Origin of the sequence: Pseudomonas sp. yb_9 (assembly GCF_043103635.1) — a bacterium.
GTDB lineage: Bacteria > Pseudomonadota > Gammaproteobacteria > Pseudomonadales > Pseudomonadaceae > Aquipseudomonas > Aquipseudomonas monteilii.
Map to the genome: position 1 here is coordinate 42,605 of NZ_JBICKA010000029.1, position 13,978 is coordinate 56,582.

Annotated in this window: 14 protein-coding genes and 1 tRNA gene; 6 read left to right on the forward strand and 9 right to left on the reverse strand. The window is 62.2% G+C overall.

Annotation, left to right across the window (positions count from 1 at the left end; all coding sequences use genetic code 11):
* Nucleotide 1 precedes the first annotated feature (1 nt).
* The gene (locus tag ACF8MI_RS07775) at nucleotides 2-802 is read right to left on the reverse strand and encodes a cytochrome c (RefSeq protein ID WP_164524926.1); all 801 of its coding nucleotides are present in this window, start codon (nucleotides 800-802) and stop codon (nucleotides 2-4) included.
* A 528-nt stretch (nucleotides 803-1,330) separates the two neighbouring features.
* Between ACF8MI_RS07775 and ACF8MI_RS07780 the strand changes: the two genes are divergently transcribed.
* A complete protein-coding gene (locus ACF8MI_RS07780) occupies nucleotides 1,331-2,062 on the forward strand; it encodes an amidotransferase (RefSeq protein ID WP_019096934.1) in 732 nt (243 codons plus the stop codon).
* Between the two features lie 33 nt (nucleotides 2,063-2,095).
* Here ACF8MI_RS07780 and ACF8MI_RS07785 read toward each other — a convergent pair whose 3' ends face one another.
* The 3 genes from ACF8MI_RS07785 to ACF8MI_RS07795 all read right to left on the reverse strand — a co-directional run bounded on the left by ACF8MI_RS07785 (nucleotide 2,096) and on the right by ACF8MI_RS07795 (nucleotide 4,621).
* On the reverse strand, nucleotides 2,096-3,067 hold the full coding sequence (locus tag ACF8MI_RS07785; RefSeq protein ID WP_016715080.1) for a magnesium and cobalt transport protein CorA: 972 nt from the start codon (nucleotides 3,065-3,067) through the stop codon (nucleotides 2,096-2,098).
* Nucleotides 3,068-3,136: 69 nt separating this feature from the next.
* Nucleotides 3,137-3,850 (reverse strand): 1-acyl-sn-glycerol-3-phosphate acyltransferase, encoded by a 714-nt coding sequence (locus ACF8MI_RS07790; RefSeq protein WP_060497492.1) that lies wholly within the window; start codon nucleotides 3,848-3,850, stop codon nucleotides 3,137-3,139.
* 81 nt (nucleotides 3,851-3,931) lie between these two features.
* On the reverse strand, nucleotides 3,932-4,621 hold the full coding sequence (locus ACF8MI_RS07795) for a crotonase/enoyl-CoA hydratase family protein (RefSeq protein ID WP_060497491.1): 690 nt from the start codon (nucleotides 4,619-4,621) through the stop codon (nucleotides 3,932-3,934).
* Nucleotides 4,622-4,819: 198 nt separating this feature from the next.
* On the opposite strand from ACF8MI_RS07795, the gene ACF8MI_RS07800 reads away from it, so the two are divergent.
* A tRNA-Ser gene (locus ACF8MI_RS07800) sits at nucleotides 4,820-4,909 on the forward strand.
* 114 nt (nucleotides 4,910-5,023) lie between these two features.
* On the opposite strand, the gene ACF8MI_RS07805 is transcribed toward ACF8MI_RS07800, so the two are convergent.
* From ACF8MI_RS07805 to ACF8MI_RS07820, 4 genes are all read right to left on the reverse strand, one after another.
* Nucleotides 5,024-6,856 (reverse strand): ABC transporter ATP-binding protein, encoded by a 1,833-nt coding sequence (locus ACF8MI_RS07805; RefSeq protein ID WP_060497490.1) that lies wholly within the window; start codon nucleotides 6,854-6,856, stop codon nucleotides 5,024-5,026.
* A gap of 62 nt (nucleotides 6,857-6,918) precedes the next feature.
* The gene (locus ACF8MI_RS07810) at nucleotides 6,919-7,476 is read right to left on the reverse strand and encodes a peptidylprolyl isomerase (RefSeq protein WP_060497489.1); all 558 of its coding nucleotides are present in this window, start codon (nucleotides 7,474-7,476) and stop codon (nucleotides 6,919-6,921) included.
* Nucleotides 7,470-8,282 carry an alpha/beta fold hydrolase gene (locus tag ACF8MI_RS07815; protein ID WP_060497488.1) on the reverse strand — a complete coding sequence of 271 codons (813 nt, stop codon included), beginning with the start codon at nucleotides 8,280-8,282 and terminating at the stop codon, nucleotides 7,470-7,472. The genes ACF8MI_RS07810 and ACF8MI_RS07815 overlap by 7 nt, the downstream gene beginning before the upstream one ends.
* 13 nt (nucleotides 8,283-8,295) lie before the next feature.
* On the reverse strand, nucleotides 8,296-9,219 hold the full coding sequence (locus ACF8MI_RS07820) for a LysR family transcriptional regulator (RefSeq protein ID WP_060497487.1): 924 nt from the start codon (nucleotides 9,217-9,219) through the stop codon (nucleotides 8,296-8,298).
* 48 nt (nucleotides 9,220-9,267) lie between these two features.
* On the opposite strand from ACF8MI_RS07820, the gene ACF8MI_RS07825 reads away from it, so the two are divergent.
* The 4 genes from ACF8MI_RS07825 to ACF8MI_RS07840 all read left to right on the forward strand — a co-directional run bounded on the left by ACF8MI_RS07825 (nucleotide 9,268) and on the right by ACF8MI_RS07840 (nucleotide 12,535).
* Nucleotides 9,268-9,582: a hypothetical protein gene (locus tag ACF8MI_RS07825; RefSeq protein WP_028697750.1), complete on the forward strand. Its 315-nt coding sequence runs from the start codon at nucleotides 9,268-9,270 to the stop codon at nucleotides 9,580-9,582.
* Between the two features lie 109 nt (nucleotides 9,583-9,691).
* On the forward strand, nucleotides 9,692-10,291 hold the full coding sequence (locus tag ACF8MI_RS07830; RefSeq protein ID WP_060497486.1) for an FMN-dependent NADH-azoreductase: 600 nt from the start codon (nucleotides 9,692-9,694) through the stop codon (nucleotides 10,289-10,291).
* Nucleotides 10,292-10,722: 431 nt separating this feature from the next.
* Entirely contained in the window at nucleotides 10,723-11,598 is an 876-nt protein-coding gene (locus ACF8MI_RS07835; RefSeq protein ID WP_060497485.1) for a carboxylate/amino acid/amine transporter, read from the forward strand.
* Between the two features lies 1 nt (nucleotide 11,599).
* The gene (locus ACF8MI_RS07840; protein ID WP_060497484.1) at nucleotides 11,600-12,535 is read left to right on the forward strand and encodes an AEC family transporter; all 936 of its coding nucleotides are present in this window, start codon (nucleotides 11,600-11,602) and stop codon (nucleotides 12,533-12,535) included.
* A gap of 69 nt (nucleotides 12,536-12,604) precedes the next feature.
* Here the strand turns inward: ACF8MI_RS07840 and ACF8MI_RS07845 are convergent, their stop codons facing one another.
* Nucleotides 12,605-13,906, reverse strand: a complete 1,302-nt coding sequence (locus tag ACF8MI_RS07845; protein WP_392517456.1) for a mechanosensitive ion channel family protein — start codon at nucleotides 13,904-13,906, stop codon at nucleotides 12,605-12,607.
* Nucleotides 13,907-13,978: the final 72 nt, after the last annotated feature.

Here is a 13,978-nt window from a genome sequence, read left to right on the forward strand (position 1 = left end):
GTCAAGGCCTGCGCTTGGCCATATGCCCCAGATAGGCCAGCAACGCATCCAGCTCCTGTTCACTCAACACACGTTCGTCAAACCCCGGCATCTTCGCTTGCGGCCATTGCCGAAGGCTTTGCGGGTCTCGAATCAGCTTGCGCAGGTATTCTGGCCGAAAATACTCGGTAGGGTTGTGCGGCACATTCAAATCCGGCCCCACCTGCGCATCCCCTGCACCGTTCAGCCGATGGCACGCCAGGCAATTCTGCTGGAACAATGCAAAACCCTGCAGCACCGGGCTGTCGGTGGGCAGCTTGGGGTCGGGCAGCAGCGCGGGAAAACGCTGCGCCACCGGCGCGAGCTTGCGAATGGTGGAAATCTGGAACGGCCACTGCTCCGGGCGGATGCCGCTGGCCTGCGGCGCAGTCCACACCAGGTAGAACGGCCCCGCGCTCGGCTTGCCCTGGCCCAGTGCCGGCCACGGCTGGCCCGGGTCTTCCACCGCCAGCCAGGCCTGTGCCGGCCCTTGCTGCAGCAGTGGCGCAGCGGGCATTTCAGCGGCAAAGCCATCCAGCGCCACGGCCTGCAGGTGATCACTGGCGCTGACGCCTTTTAGCAGCGTGGCCAACGGCACCGCCCGATAGTGCATGGGGCGCTTGTAGGAAACGTCTTGTTCGATGCTGATATCCCGAGCCTGCGGATGGCCAAGCAGTTCGGCACTGCTCCACTGGCGCGTATTGGCGCCCAGCTCAAGGTGCAGCTGCGCCGCCGACAGCGGCAGGCTCAGGAGCAACGCTAACAAGGCAAGGCAGTGGCGCATGGGCAATCTCCGACCATCAAGGCCAGCAGGTTACCTGTGTACTGCCCGTTGGCGCCATCGCCACTGTCAGCCGAACAAGCGTGTCAGGTTCGGCAAAATCAGCAGTAAAGTGGTGGCGAAGAGAATAAGCCCAGCTTGGCGAATTTTCGATTGTCTAAACATGGCGGACCGCCTTCTTGTTGTTATTCCTGAATACCCGTTGGCTTCCTTGTCGCACCTCGGGTCGATCGCAGCGACGCAGCGTGGCGCCTGAACTGCCTGCCTCTTGAACGTGGATATACAACCAACAGTAGGGTGTGTGGCATGCATGTTTGAGAACCCTTTCTTCTAATAGTGTTGGTCGATGATTTCTTTTTGCTATGAGGCCATGTGCCAGTCGGCTGACATGCTCTGGCTAGACAGTGGCGCAAGTACCAGGCGGACGCCGACGAAATGTGACCGTTCGTCAGTGCAGCCTACTTGCTTGTACGTGTCTTTCGCGTCAGTCTCTACAGCAGATTCCCACCCATGTCGTTCAGGACTACCCCTATGTCGTTACGCGTTTGCATCCTTGAAACCGATGTCCTGCGACCGGAGTTGACCGCGCAGTACCAGGGCTACGGCAGGATGTTCGAGCAGCTCTTCTCGCGTCAGCCGATCGCCGCCGAATTCCGTGTGTACAACGTGATGAACGGCGATTACCCCGCCGACAGTGAAGTGTTCGATGCCTACCTGGTGACGGGTAGCAAGGCTGACTCGTTTGGTTCCGACCCGTGGATCCAGACCCTCAAGGCTTACCTGCTGAAATTGTACGAGCGTGGCGAGAAGCTGCTGGGGGTGTGTTTTGGCCACCAGTTACTGGCATTGACCCTGGGTGGCAAGGCCGAGCGGGCCGACAAGGGCTGGGGCGTGGGCATCCATCGCTACTCGCTGGCGGCCCATGCGCCGTGGATGGACCCGGAGGTGTCGGAGCTGACCTTGCTGATCAGCCACCAGGACCAGGTGACCGAATTGCCGGAAGGCGCCACGGTGATTGCTTCCAGCGACTTCTGCCCGAATGCGGCGTACCACATTCGTGACCAGGTGCTGTGCTTCCAGGGCCACCCGGAGTTCGTGCACGACTACTCCCGCGCACTGCTGGATGCGCGTCAGGAGTTCCTGGGGGATGAGGTGTACCACAAGGCCGTGGCCAGCCTGGCCACCGAGCACCAGGGCGACCTGGTGGGGGAGTGGATGTTGCGCTTTATCCAGCAGCCGGTGAGCAAGCACGACGCGGCATAAGAAGCTGGGGGCCGCAAACCGGCCCCCACAACCTCAAAGCCAGCCCGACTTCTTGAAGCTGGCATACAACCCCGCACACCCCAGCCCGATTACACCCAGCACCCCGAAATACCCATAGTGCCAAGCCAGTTCCGGCATGTTCTGGAAGTTCATCCCGTAAACCCCGGCAATGGCCGTGGGGAACGCCAAAATCGCTGCCCAGGCCGCGAACTTGCGCTGAACGATGCTTTGCCGTGACGACTCCAGCAGCATGCCGATCTCGATGGTTTGGCTGGCGATGTCGCGGATGCCGGCCAGGTCTTCCATCTGCCGCGTCACATGAATCTGCACATCCCGGAAGTAGGGGCGCATGTTCTTGTCGATGAACGGGAAGCTCAGGCGCTGTAGCTCTTCGCTCACTTCCACCATCGGCGCCACATAACGGCGCAGGCGCAGGATGTCGCGGCGCAGGCTGTGCAGGCGGCGGATGTCGTCCTCCTGCAGCGAGCCCCCCAGCACGCTTTGTTCCAGCTCTTCGATCTCGCCATGGATGGCTTCGCTGACCGGCTGGTAGTTTTCGGTCACGAAGTCGAGCAGGGCGTACAGTACGAAGTCTTCGCCGTGCTCCAGCAGCAATGGCCGTGCCTCGCAGCGCTGGCGCACCATGGCGTAGGACTTGGAGTGGCCGTTGCGGCAGGTGATGATGTAGCCGTTGCCAGCGAAGATATGGGTTTCGATGAACTCCAGCTTGCCTTCGTGGCGCACCGGCGAATAGGTGACGATGAACAGCGCGTCACCGAAGGTTTCCAGCTTGGGCCGGCTGTGCTTCTCCAGGGCATCTTCAATGGCCAGTTCGTGCAGGTTGAACTGGCACTGCAGGTTGGCCAGTTCCTCGGCATTGGGCTCTTCCAGGCCGATCCACACGAAGTGCCCCGGCTTGCGCGCCCACTCGCTGCCTTCGTCGATGCTGATGTTGGTGACCTTTCTGCCGGCGCTGTACACCGCCGATGCCACGACACGACCCATGGTTGCCCGCTTATTCCGGTTGAACACGGGTTACAGCTTGGGCCGTACCCGGCCCAAGAGCAACCCGCTTCAGGCCAGCTCGTGTTCCATGCGGTCGATGCACTGCTGCATCTGCCCCCGGCACTGCTCGATCAGCGCCGGGATGTCCTGTTGGGTCATGCCCGTCGTGACGATGGGGGGCAACGAGCGCACGATCACCGTGCGCTGGCGCCAGCTGTTCAGGCTCATGCGCCTGGCATAGCGGCTGACGCATACCGGCACGATCGGCACACCGGCTTCGATGGCCATGTGAAACGCGCCTTTCTTGAAGGCCATCAGCTGCTCGCCGGGGTTACGCGTGCCTTCAGGGAAAATCCAGATGGAGGTGTCGTCCTGCAGCACGCGCGTGGTCTTTTGCAGCGCCTTGCGCGCCTGGTAGGCGTTCTTGCGGTCGATCAGCACGTTGCCGCCCAGCCAGAACAGCTGGCCGAACAGCGGGATCCAGCCCAGGCTTTTCTTGCCGATGGCCACGGTGCGTTGTGGTACCACCTGGCCCAATACGAACAGGTCGAAGTTGGACTGGTGGTTGGCGACAATCACGCACCCGGGAGGGTGGTCCCACAGTGGCCCCACCTCGGCCTTGACCTTGATGCGCATCAGCCAGGTGGCTGGCCGGCTATACAGGTGGGCAAACACCCGGCTGTTATCGGGGTTGAAGGGGCGGCACAGGCCAATGACCAGGCCCACGGCGCCAACGGCAAGAAAATGCAGCGCCAGCAGGAGCATGCGCAACGAATAAAGCATGGTACGACTCACACCAGACAGTCGCCGGGCAGTGTACGGGTGTGCACTGGTTGCGGCAAACCCTGGTGTGAGCCTGTCGGGTCAACCCATGTGGTGCTGGTCCAGCTCGATCGCCTTGTCCAATGCCTCCAGCAGCCCTTTGCGCACCTTCAGCTTGGTGTTCTTGTGTGCCAGCATGTTCAGCTTCTTCAGCTCCCGCGCCGCCGCCAGTGCTGTTTCCTGCAGTTGCTCGGCCGGCACCACCTTGTCGAGGAACCCTGCATCCACCGCCGCGTGCGGGTCGAACACCTCGGCGTTGATCACCGAACGATGGAAAGCCGAGCGACGCAGGCGATCACGGGCCAGTTCGATGCCGGCATGGTGCATGGTCATGCCGATCTGCACTTCGTTCAGGCACACTTTGTATGGCCCTTCGACGCCAATGCGGTAGTCGGCCGACAGCAGCAGGAAGGCGCCCTTGGCCACGGCATTGCCCGGGCAGGCAACCACTACCGGGAACGGGTGCGACAGCAGGCGGCGGGCGAGGGTGGAGCCAGCAGTGACCAGGCTGATGGCCGCTTGAGGGCCGCTGGTCATCACCTTGAGGTCGTAACCGCCCGACAGAATGCCTGGCTGCCCGGTAATGATCACCACGGCACGCTCTTCAGTAGCGCGGTCGAGCGCGGCATTGAAGGCGGTGATGACATCCGGCGAGATGGCGTTGACCTTGCCGTTGTTCAGGGTCAGGGTGGCGATGCCGTCTTCGGCGTGGTAGGTAATCAGCTCGCTCATGGCAGAGTCCTTTTGTTGGCGTGGCGACGACGTTACCCAGCGCCAGAGGCCAGGTAAAGCAGCAAGGCTGACTGGTTGGTCAGCGTTCACCGGGGCTCAAATGCAAATACATGAAAAAACTGAAAAAAATGCTTGCCAAAGGAAAGCGCTTTCACTAAATTAGCGCACCTCGACGGGCCGCAAGGCTTGAAGAGAAACGGTGAAGTGTCCGAGTGGTCGAAGGAGCACGCCTGGAAAGTGTGTATACGAGAAATCGTATCAAGGGTTCAAATCCCTTCTTCACCGCCACATTCTGCGAAGAGCCCCCGCGCTGATAAAGCCGGGGGCTTTTTGCATTTCGGGCCTTCGAGGGCTGCAGTGCAGCCCATCGCGACACAGCGCAGAAGCTCGCCGTAGCCTGGATCAGTCCACCCCGACAAATCCCCCGGTCTGGTGATGCCACAGCCGGGCATACAACCCCTGTTGCTCCAGCAGCTCACTGTGGCTGCCACTCTCGACAATCCGTCCTTTGTCCAGCACCACCAGCCGGTCCATCCGCGCAATGGTCGACAGCCGGTGGGCAATGGCGATCACCGTCTTGCCCTGCATCAGCGTCTCCAGGCTCTCCTGGATGGCGGCCTCCACCTCCGAGTCCAGCGCCGAAGTGGCTTCGTCCATGATCAGGATTGGCGCGTTCTTCAGCAGTACCCGGGCAATGGCGATGCGCTGGCGCTGGCCACCCGACAGTTTCACCCCGCGCTCACCCACGTGGGCATCGAAGCCGGTGCGCCCCTGGGCGTCCGACAGCTGCGGGATAAACTCGTCGGCGCGGGCGCGGCGCACGGCTTCGAGCAACTCCGCCTCGCTGGCGCCGGGGCGGCCATACAGCAGGTTGTCGCGGATCGAGCGATGTAGCAGCGAGGTGTCCTGGGTGATCATGCCGATTTGTGCGCGCAGGCTGGCCTGGCTCACCTCGGCAATGTCCTGGCCATCGATAAGAATGCGCCCACCCTGCACGTCGTACAGGCGCAGCAGCAGGTTGACCAGGGTTGACTTGCCCGCGCCGGACGGGCCGATCAAACCGATTTTTTCGCCCGGGCGGATGTTCAGGTCGAGCCCTTCGATCACGTTGGCAGCCTTGCCGTAGTGGAAGTCCACGTCATCGAACCGCACCGCGCCACGGCTCACCTTCAGCGCTGGCGCATTGGGCTGGTCGATGACGGTGACGGGCTGGGCGATGGTCTGCAGGCCGTCCTGGACCATGCCGATGTTCTCGAAGATGCCGTTCACCACCCACATGATCCAGCCCGACATGTTGACGATGCGGATCACCAGGCCGGTGGCCAGGGCGATGGCGCCGACGGTAATCAGCGACTGGCTCCACAGCCACAGCGCCAGGCCCGTGGTGGTGACCACCAGCAGGCCGTTGAGGCTGGTGATAACCACGTCCATGCTGGTGACCACGCGCGCCGCCAGTTGGGTTTTCTCGGTCTGTTCGCTGATCGCTTCGCGCGCGTATTGCTGCTCGTAGTCGGTGTGGGCGAACAGCTTCAGCGTGGCGATGTTGGTGTAGCCGTCGACGATCCGCCCCATCAGCTTGGAGCGGGCGTCGGAAGAGATCACCGAACGCTCCTTCACCCTTGGCACGAAGTAGAAGAGCGCGGCGATGTAGCCGACGATCCACAGCAGCAGCGGCAGCATCAGGCGCCAGTCGGCCTCGGCGAACAGCACCAGCGAGGTAATGGCGTAGATCAGCACATGCCATAACGCGTCCACCGCTTGCACGGCAGAGTCGCGCAGCGAGTTGCCGGTCTGCATGATGCGCTGGGCGATGCGCCCGGCAAAGTCGCTCTGGAAGAAGTTCAGACTCTGCTTGAGCACGTAGGTGTGGTTTTGCCAGCGGATTAGGCTGGTCATGCCGGGGTTGATGGTCTGGTGCACCAGCAGGTCGTGCAGGCCGAAGAACACCGGGCGCAGCAGCAGGATCACCACCAGCATCCAGATCAGCTCGCCACGGTGCTCACTGAAGAAGTTGGCATTGGGCGTGCCCTGAGCCAGGTCGATGATGCGGCTGAGGTAGCTGAACATGGCCACCTCGATCAGCGAGGCGAACAGGCCGACCACCAGCAGGGCAAGAAAACTGGGCCATACCTGGCGCAGGTAATACAGGTAGAACGGCCCCACGGTGGTCGGCGGCGATTCACTGGGTGCTTCGCGGAAAATATCGATCAGTTGTTCGAAACGGCGGTACAGCATGGGTAACGACACTCCTGTTCCATCCTGCCCTCAGGCGGTTCACGTCCCTGTGAAGCCTGCGGTCAGTCGATGCGTTTGGCCGACTTGATGTAGACCGGGTCGGCCGGTACATCACGCATGCCTTTCTTGATGGTGGTCGGCGAGTTGACGATCTGGTCGACCACCTCCATGCCCTTGGTCACCTTGCCGAACACGGCATAGCCACGGTCACGCCCGGGGTTGAGGAAGTCGTTGTCGGCCACGTTGATGAAGAACTGACTGGTGGCCGAGTTCGGGTCCGAGGTGCGCGCCATCGACAGGGTGCCGCGGGTGTTCAGCAGGCCGTTGCTGGCTTCGTTCTTGATTGGGTCGTTGGTGTTTTTTTGCACCATCTGGTCAGTGAAGCCACCGCCCTGGACCATGAAACCTGGGATCACACGATGGAAAATGGTGTTGTTGTAGAAGCCGCTGTCAACGTACTGCAGGAAGTTCTTGGTACTGACCGGCGCCTTCTCGGCGTTCAGCTCGATTTCGACCTGGCCGAAGCTGGTGTCCAGCAGAACGTGCGGGGTCTTTTCGGAGGCTATGACGCTGGTGGCGAAGGCGACCGAGCAGGCGGTGAGCAGGAGTTTTTTCAGCATGGGCTCAAAGATCCTTGAGAGGTGGAAGCGGCTGCAAGGAACTGCAGCAGGGTCTGGTTGAAGACCTCGGGTTGATCGAGGGGCGTAGCGTGCCGGGAATCGTCGACGACGACCAGCCTGGCGTTGGGCATCAGCGCGACGTAGCGTTGTTTCAGTTGTATCGGGGTGTAATCGTGGTCGGCGGCAATGATCAGGGTAGGACAGTGGATCTGCCCGATGCGTTCCTGCACGCCCCAGTCGACGATGGCGTCGAAGCTCTTGAGGTAGGCGCGTTTGTCGTTACGGGCCCAGCGTTGGGCCATCTTCTGTCGCAGTTCGGCTTGATGGGGTTTGGGGAACAGGCGTTCAGCCAGGCCCTTGCCGACGGTTTCGACACTGAGCAGCCGCGCCAGGCCCCAGCGCTTTAGCCACCATATCCAGTCACTGCGGGTGCGGCGCTTGACCTCGGGGGCGCTGTTGACAATGCACAGGCTGCGCAACCATTGCGGGTGATCGACGGCAAACTGGAAGCCGACCATGCCGCCCATGGACAGGCCGACGAAGTGTACGGGGCCTGTGTGCAGGTGTTCGAGCAGGGCAAGCAGGTCGGCACTGAAGGTGGCGATCTGGTAGCCGTCGCGGGGTTTGTCGGAGCGGCCGTGGCCGCGAATGTCCATGAGGATCACCCGGTAGTGGTGGCTGAGTGCCGGCACCTGCAGTTCCCAGTCCTGGCAACTGGAGCCCAGGCCGTGCAGCAGTACCAGTGGTTCGCCCTGGCCATATTCCTCGTAATGCAGTGCGCATCCTTCGTGTTCGAAATAGGCCATGGGCGCGGTCCTTTCAAGCTTGTGGGGGGGCTGCGAAGGGCACGTCCAGTGGTGCGGTGTCGAAATTGCGCAGCAGGTCGATGAGAATCTGCGTGGCCGGGCCCAGGGTCTTCTCTTTGCTCGAATAAAGGTAGAACAGTGGGTGGCGGCTGCCACCCTGGTCCAGCTGCAGCGGTTTGAGCACGCCTTCACGCAGCTCGCGCTCGATCATGTGCCGGGGCAGCCAGGCAAAACCCAGGCCGCTGCTGACGAAGGTGGCGGCGGTGCCCAGGCTGCCGACGGTCCAGCGCTGCTCAGCACCCAGCCAGCCGACGTCGCGTGGCTGCGCGCGGCCGGAGTCGCGGATCACCACCTGCAACTGGCTTTCCAGGTCCTGGAAGGTGAGTTCACGGCCCAGGCGGTGCAGGCTGTGCTCAGGGTGGGCGACGGCGACGAACTCCACTGCACTCAGTTCGGCGCCCAGGTAGCCGCCGATGCTGTAGCTGCTGATGGCCAGGTCGGCGATGCCTTCATGCATGACTTCTTCCACGCCAGACAGCACTTCTTCACGCAGGCGCACCCGGCAGCCACGGCTTTGCGGCATGAACGCGGCCAGGGCACGTACCAGGCGGGCGCTGGGGTAGGCGGCATCGACCACCAGACGTACCTCGGCTTCCCAGCCTTGTTCCATGTGGTGGGCGAGGTCCTCCAGCTGGCTGGCCTGCTTCACCAGGTGGCGCGAGCGGCGCAGTAGCACGTTGCCGGCGTCCGTCAGCACCGCCTTGCGGCCGTCGATACGCAGCAGTGGCACGCCCAGTTGCTCTTGCATGCGGGCCACGGTGTAGCTGACCGAGGACTGCGAGCGATGCAGTGCCTCGGCGGCCTGGGCAAACCCGCCGTGATCGACCACTGCCTGCAGGGTTCGCCACTGGTCAAGGGTTACGCGCGGCGCTTTCATCTTTCGCTCCTGTTGTCCTAAGCTGCGCTCTTTCAAGGAGAGCGGCCCATGAAGAAATATTGTGCGGCAATACTGATGTGCCTGCCCCTCGGGGCCATGGCCTACCCCATCGATGTGGAGAAGGAACTGACCGGGGTAAAGCTGGACTACACCGCCTATGACACGGCCTACGACATTGGTGCCATTACCCTCAACAACTATGGGCAGGTACCGGCGGCCTGCAAGGTGACCTTCCGCAATGGCCCGGAAGCACCCAGGGTACGCCGGGTGAACGTACCGGCGGGTAAAAGCGTCGATGTCACCGCCAAATTCAACCGGCAGATCATCAAGCTGCGGATTGCCTTGAACTGCAGTGCCGAATAAACTGATTAATCGATAGATTGAACCCATTTTTTACGCTTTTTTATCGATAGGTCAAGCCTTAATCTCACCTCCATCGAATCGCACCCCTTTTTGCCGATGGAGGCACCCCATGTCCCGCGTACTGATCATCGAAAGCAGCGCCCGCCAGCAGGATTCCGTTTCCCGTCAGCTGACCCGTGATTTCATCCAGCAATGGCAGGCTGCCCACCCGGCCGATCAGATCACGGTGCGCGACCTGGCGGTGAGCCCGGTACCGCACCTGGACGCCAACCTGCTGGGTGGCTGGATGAAGCCCGAAGAGCAGCGCAGTGCCGCCGAACTGGAGGCCCTGGCCCGTTCCAACGAACTGACTGATGAATTGCTGGCAGCGGACGTGCTGGTAATGGCCGCGCCGATGTACAACTTCACCATCCCCAGCACCCTCAAGGCCTGGCTGGACCATGTACTGCGTGCCGGCATCACCTTCAAGTACACCCCGACTGGCCCGCAAGGCCTGCTGACCGGCAAGCGCGCCATCGTGCTGACGGCCCGTGGTGGCATCCATGCCGGCGCCAGCAGCGACCACCAGGAACCGTATCTGCGCCAGGTGATGGCCTTCATCGGCATTCACGATGTCGACTTCATCCATGCCGAAGGCCTGAACATGAGCGGCGAGTTCCATGAGAAGGGCGTCAACCAGGCCAAGGCCAAACTGGCGGCCGTGGCCTGAGGTTCAACGAATTCCCAACCCTGACACCTGTTTGTTGCTCCTTTGGGTGTACCTGCCCGGCCATCAGCGCCGGGCTTTTTTATGATTGATTTGAGCCTTGTAGTGCTTGTCAGATCGAGCGCCGCCCGCGCGGCGCATCGCGAGCTGCGCTCGCTCCTACGTTTGTTTCAAGCCAGTAACGCCTGTGACAGGCGCGCGCGACCGCCTGGTTTTTACGACGCAATATTGCGCCATGCGCCAAGGCGTACGCGCGCAAATCCCACAGGAAAAATTGGCCCGAAACAAACGTAGGAGCGAGCGCAGCTCGCGATGCGCCGCGCGGGCGGCGCTCGATTGACGCCCCAATAAAAAAACCACGACAGGCGCCTGGATGGTTGAACTCATTTACCGCAACCCGCTAAGGTCGCGGCCTTGATTCACAAGAGGCAACCATGGGCTACCTGATAATCGTCGCGCTGATCCAGGCGTTTTCCTTCAGCCTGATCGGCGAGTACTTGGCCGGGCACGTCGACAGCTACTTCGCCGTGCTCGCACGGGTGCTGCTGGCAGGCCTGGTGTTCCTGCCTTTGACCCGCTGGCGCCAGGTCGAGCCGCGCTTCATGCGCTCGATGCTGCTGATCGGTGCGCTGCAATACGGCATCACCTACGTCTGCCTGTACCTGAGTTTTCGCGTGCTCACCGTGCCGGAGGTGCTGCTGTTCACCATCCTCACGCCGCTGCATGTGACGCTGATCGAAGACGCCATGAACCGGCGCTTCAACCCCTGGGCGCTGTTGGCCGCGCTGGTTGCCGTGGCCGGTGCGGCGGTGATCCGCTTCGACAGCATCAGCGGTGAGTTCTTCATCGGCTTCCTGCTGCTGCAACTGGCCAACTTCACCTATGCCGCTGGCCAGGTGCTGTACCGTCACCTGGTCGCACGCCACCCCAGCGACCTGCCGCATTACGCGCGCTTCGGCTACTTCTACCTGGGCGCCTTGCTGGTGGTGTTGCCGGCCTTCCTTCTGTTTGGCAACGCCCAGCACCTGCCGAGCACCGATGTGCAATGGCTGGTGCTGCTGTTCCTGGGCCTGTGCCCGACGGCGCTGGGCCTGTACTGGTGGAACAAGGGCGCGTGCCTGGTGTCTGGCGGTACGTTGGCGGTGATGAATAACCTGCATGTACCGGTAGGGCTGCTGCTGAACCTGTTGATCTGGAACCAGCACGAGCCGCTGGGGCGGCTGTTCATCGGCGGCGGAATCATCCTGGCGTCGGTGTGGTTGAGCCGTCTGGGGGGGCGGACCCAGGCACCGCTGGCCGGCAAGGCCTGATATGCACACCATCTTCGTCATTGTTGCGCCGATCTTCGCGCTGATCCTGGTCGGCTACCTGTGCCGCAAGACCAACAAGCTGGGCGACAAGGCCGCTGCCGAAATCAACAAGATGGTGGTCTGGCTGTGCCTGCCGGCGTTGCTGTTCAAGGTCACCGCCACCGCCACCTGGAGCGAGATCTGGCACCCTGGGTTCATCGTGGCTTTTGGTGCAGGTGCCCTGGCCATGTTCGTGATCACGCTGGCGTGGCGGCTGTACAGCGGCCATGGCCTGGTGGCGTCCAGCATCGATGGGCTCAGTGCGGGGTATGCCAACACCGGCTACATTGGCATCCCGTTGTGCCTGTTGCTGTTCGGTCAGGCGGGCTTGCAGCCGGCGCTGATCTCGTCGTTGATCGTGGTGTGCCTGGTGTTTGCCATTTCACTGACGCTGATCGAGATCGGTTTGCAGGGAGAGCGGCATGTTGGTCGTGCCATTGTGGTGGTGGGCAAGGCGCTGGCGAAGAACCCGTTGGTGATCTCGCCATTGGCCGGGGCAGGCTGGGCCATGACGGGCTTGGGGCTGGCCGAGCCGGTGATGCATTTTCTCGACATGCTGGCGTTGGCCACCACCCCCTGCGCCTTGATCTCGCTGGGTGCATTCCTGGCGGAAAAACGCACCGGGGCGCAGGCCAGTCCGTGGCCTCTTGTGGGGTTGAAGCTGGTAGGGCAGCCAGCGCTGACCTGGGTGCTGGCGTACAAGGTGTTCAGCCTGCCGAGCATGTGGGCAGCTTCGGCGGTGTTGCTGGCGGCGCTGCCGACCGGGACCGGGCCGTTCATGCTGGCGGAGTACTACAACCGCGAGGCGGGGCTGATATCGCGGACGATCCTGCTGTCGACCGTGGCTTCGCTGGTGACCTTGACCGGGTTGTTGTACCTGTTGGGGTACGCGGGGTAGCGGCCGGCCTCTTCCACAAGTACTGCACATGGCTTGCCTGCGATGGGCTGCAAAGCAGCCCCGGCAATCTCAAGCCTCGCTCATCTCTTCCAGGCGACGCGGCGCAGGCTCATGTCTCACGCGCCCGCTCAACCCCACCCGCATGTCATTGCCACTCGGCTGCTGATAAAGGCTCAACCCGAACTCCGGCAACACCGCCAGCAGGTAGTCGAAAATATCCCCCTGAATCCGCTCGTAGTCCGCCCACACCGTGGTGGTGGTAAAGCAGTAGATCTCCAGCGGCACACCTTCGGCGGTGGTCTGCATCTGCCGCACCATGCAGGTCATGTTCGGGTGCACGTTGGGGTGGTTCTTCAGGTAGGCCAGGGCAAAGGCGCGGAAGGTGCCGATGTTGGTCAGTTTGCGACGGTTGGCCGCCAGCTCCGCCACGGGCCCCAGGGCCTCGTTCCAGTTTTGCAGCTCCTGGCGCTTGCCCGCCAGGTAGTCGCCCAGCAGTTGCACCTGGCTCAGGCGCTGTTCCTCTTCGCGGGTGAGGAAGCGTACCCCAGCCGCATCGATGAACAGGCTGCGCTTGATCCGCCGGCCGCCGGATTGCTGCATGCCGCGGTAGTTGCGGAACGACTCGCTCATCAGGCGCCAGGTGGGGATGGAGACGATGGTCTTGTCGAAGTTCTGTACCTTGACGGTGTGAAGGGTGATGTCCACCACATCGCCGTCGGCACCCACCTGCGGCATTTCGATCCAGTCGCCCACATGCAGCATGTCGTTGCTGGTCAGCTGCACGCTGGCGACAAACGACAGCAGGGTGTCCTTGTACACCAACAGCAGCACCGCCGACATGGCACCCAGGCCAGACAGCAGCAACAGCGGCGAGCGGTCGATCAGGGTGGCGATGATGACGATGGCGGCGAAAATCCACAGCATCATCTTGGCCAGCTGCACGTAGCCCTTGATCGAGCGGGTGCGGGCGTGCTCGGTGCGGGCGTAGATGTCGAGCAGGGCATCCAGCAGGCACGACAGTGCCATGGTCATGAACAGCAGGGTGAAGGCCAGGGCGACATTGCCGAGGAAGTGCTGGGCCGTGTCGGACAGTTCCGGCACCAGTTTCAGGCCAAACTGCAGGACCAGCGACGGCGTGGTCTGCGCCAGGCGGTGAAGGACCTTGTTGTGGCGCAGGTCGTCCAGCCACTTCAGTGCCGGTTGGCGAGAGAGCAGGCGGGCGCTGTGCAGTACCAGAAAGCGCGCCAGCCGGCCGATCACCAGGGAAATCAGCAGCAGCACCGCCAGGCCGATGGCCGCGTGCAGCATGGGATGTTGGTCGAGGGTGCCCCACAGGTCGAGGGAGTCACGCCAGATTCGTTGGATATCCATGGGCTTGGGTACAGTCTTGTTACGAAACGAAGTGCCATTAGAGCGCGGATGGCGGCAAAGTTGCCAAAAGAA

Bases quoted from the DNA above. Each gene is read 5' to 3' on its own strand.
- ACF8MI_RS07790 (WP_060497492.1), bottom strand. From the start codon at position 3,850: ATGCTTTATTCGTTGCGCATGCTCCTGCTGGCGCTGCATTTTCTTGCC.
- ACF8MI_RS07840 (WP_060497484.1), top strand. From the start codon at position 11,600: ATGCACACCATCTTCGTCATTGTTGCGCCGATCTTCGCGCTGATCCTG.
- ACF8MI_RS07830 (WP_060497486.1), top strand. From the start codon at position 9,692: ATGTCCCGCGTACTGATCATCGAAAGCAGCGCCCGCCAGCAGGATTCC.
- ACF8MI_RS07795 (WP_060497491.1), bottom strand. From the start codon at position 4,621: ATGAGCGAGCTGATTACCTACCACGCCGAAGACGGCATCGCCACCCTG.
- ACF8MI_RS07835 (WP_060497485.1), top strand. From the start codon at position 10,723: ATGGGCTACCTGATAATCGTCGCGCTGATCCAGGCGTTTTCCTTCAGC.
- ACF8MI_RS07780 (WP_019096934.1), top strand. From the start codon at position 1,331: ATGTCGTTACGCGTTTGCATCCTTGAAACCGATGTCCTGCGACCGGAG.
- ACF8MI_RS07820 (WP_060497487.1), bottom strand. From the start codon at position 9,219: ATGAAAGCGCCGCGCGTAACCCTTGACCAGTGGCGAACCCTGCAGGCA.
- ACF8MI_RS07785 (WP_016715080.1), bottom strand. From the start codon at position 3,067: ATGGGTCGTGTCGTGGCATCGGCGGTGTACAGCGCCGGCAGAAAGGTC.
- ACF8MI_RS07845 (WP_392517456.1), bottom strand. From the start codon at position 13,906: ATGGATATCCAACGAATCTGGCGTGACTCCCTCGACCTGTGGGGCACC.
- ACF8MI_RS07825 (WP_028697750.1), top strand. From the start codon at position 9,268: ATGAAGAAATATTGTGCGGCAATACTGATGTGCCTGCCCCTCGGGGCC.
- ACF8MI_RS07810 (WP_060497489.1), bottom strand. From the start codon at position 7,476: ATGCTGAAAAAACTCCTGCTCACCGCCTGCTCGGTCGCCTTCGCCACC.
- ACF8MI_RS07805 (WP_060497490.1), bottom strand. From the start codon at position 6,856: ATGCTGTACCGCCGTTTCGAACAACTGATCGATATTTTCCGCGAAGCA.
- ACF8MI_RS07815 (WP_060497488.1), bottom strand. From the start codon at position 8,282: ATGGCCTATTTCGAACACGAAGGATGCGCACTGCATTACGAGGAATAT.
- ACF8MI_RS07775 (WP_164524926.1), bottom strand. From the start codon at position 802: ATGCGCCACTGCCTTGCCTTGTTAGCGTTGCTCCTGAGCCTGCCGCTG.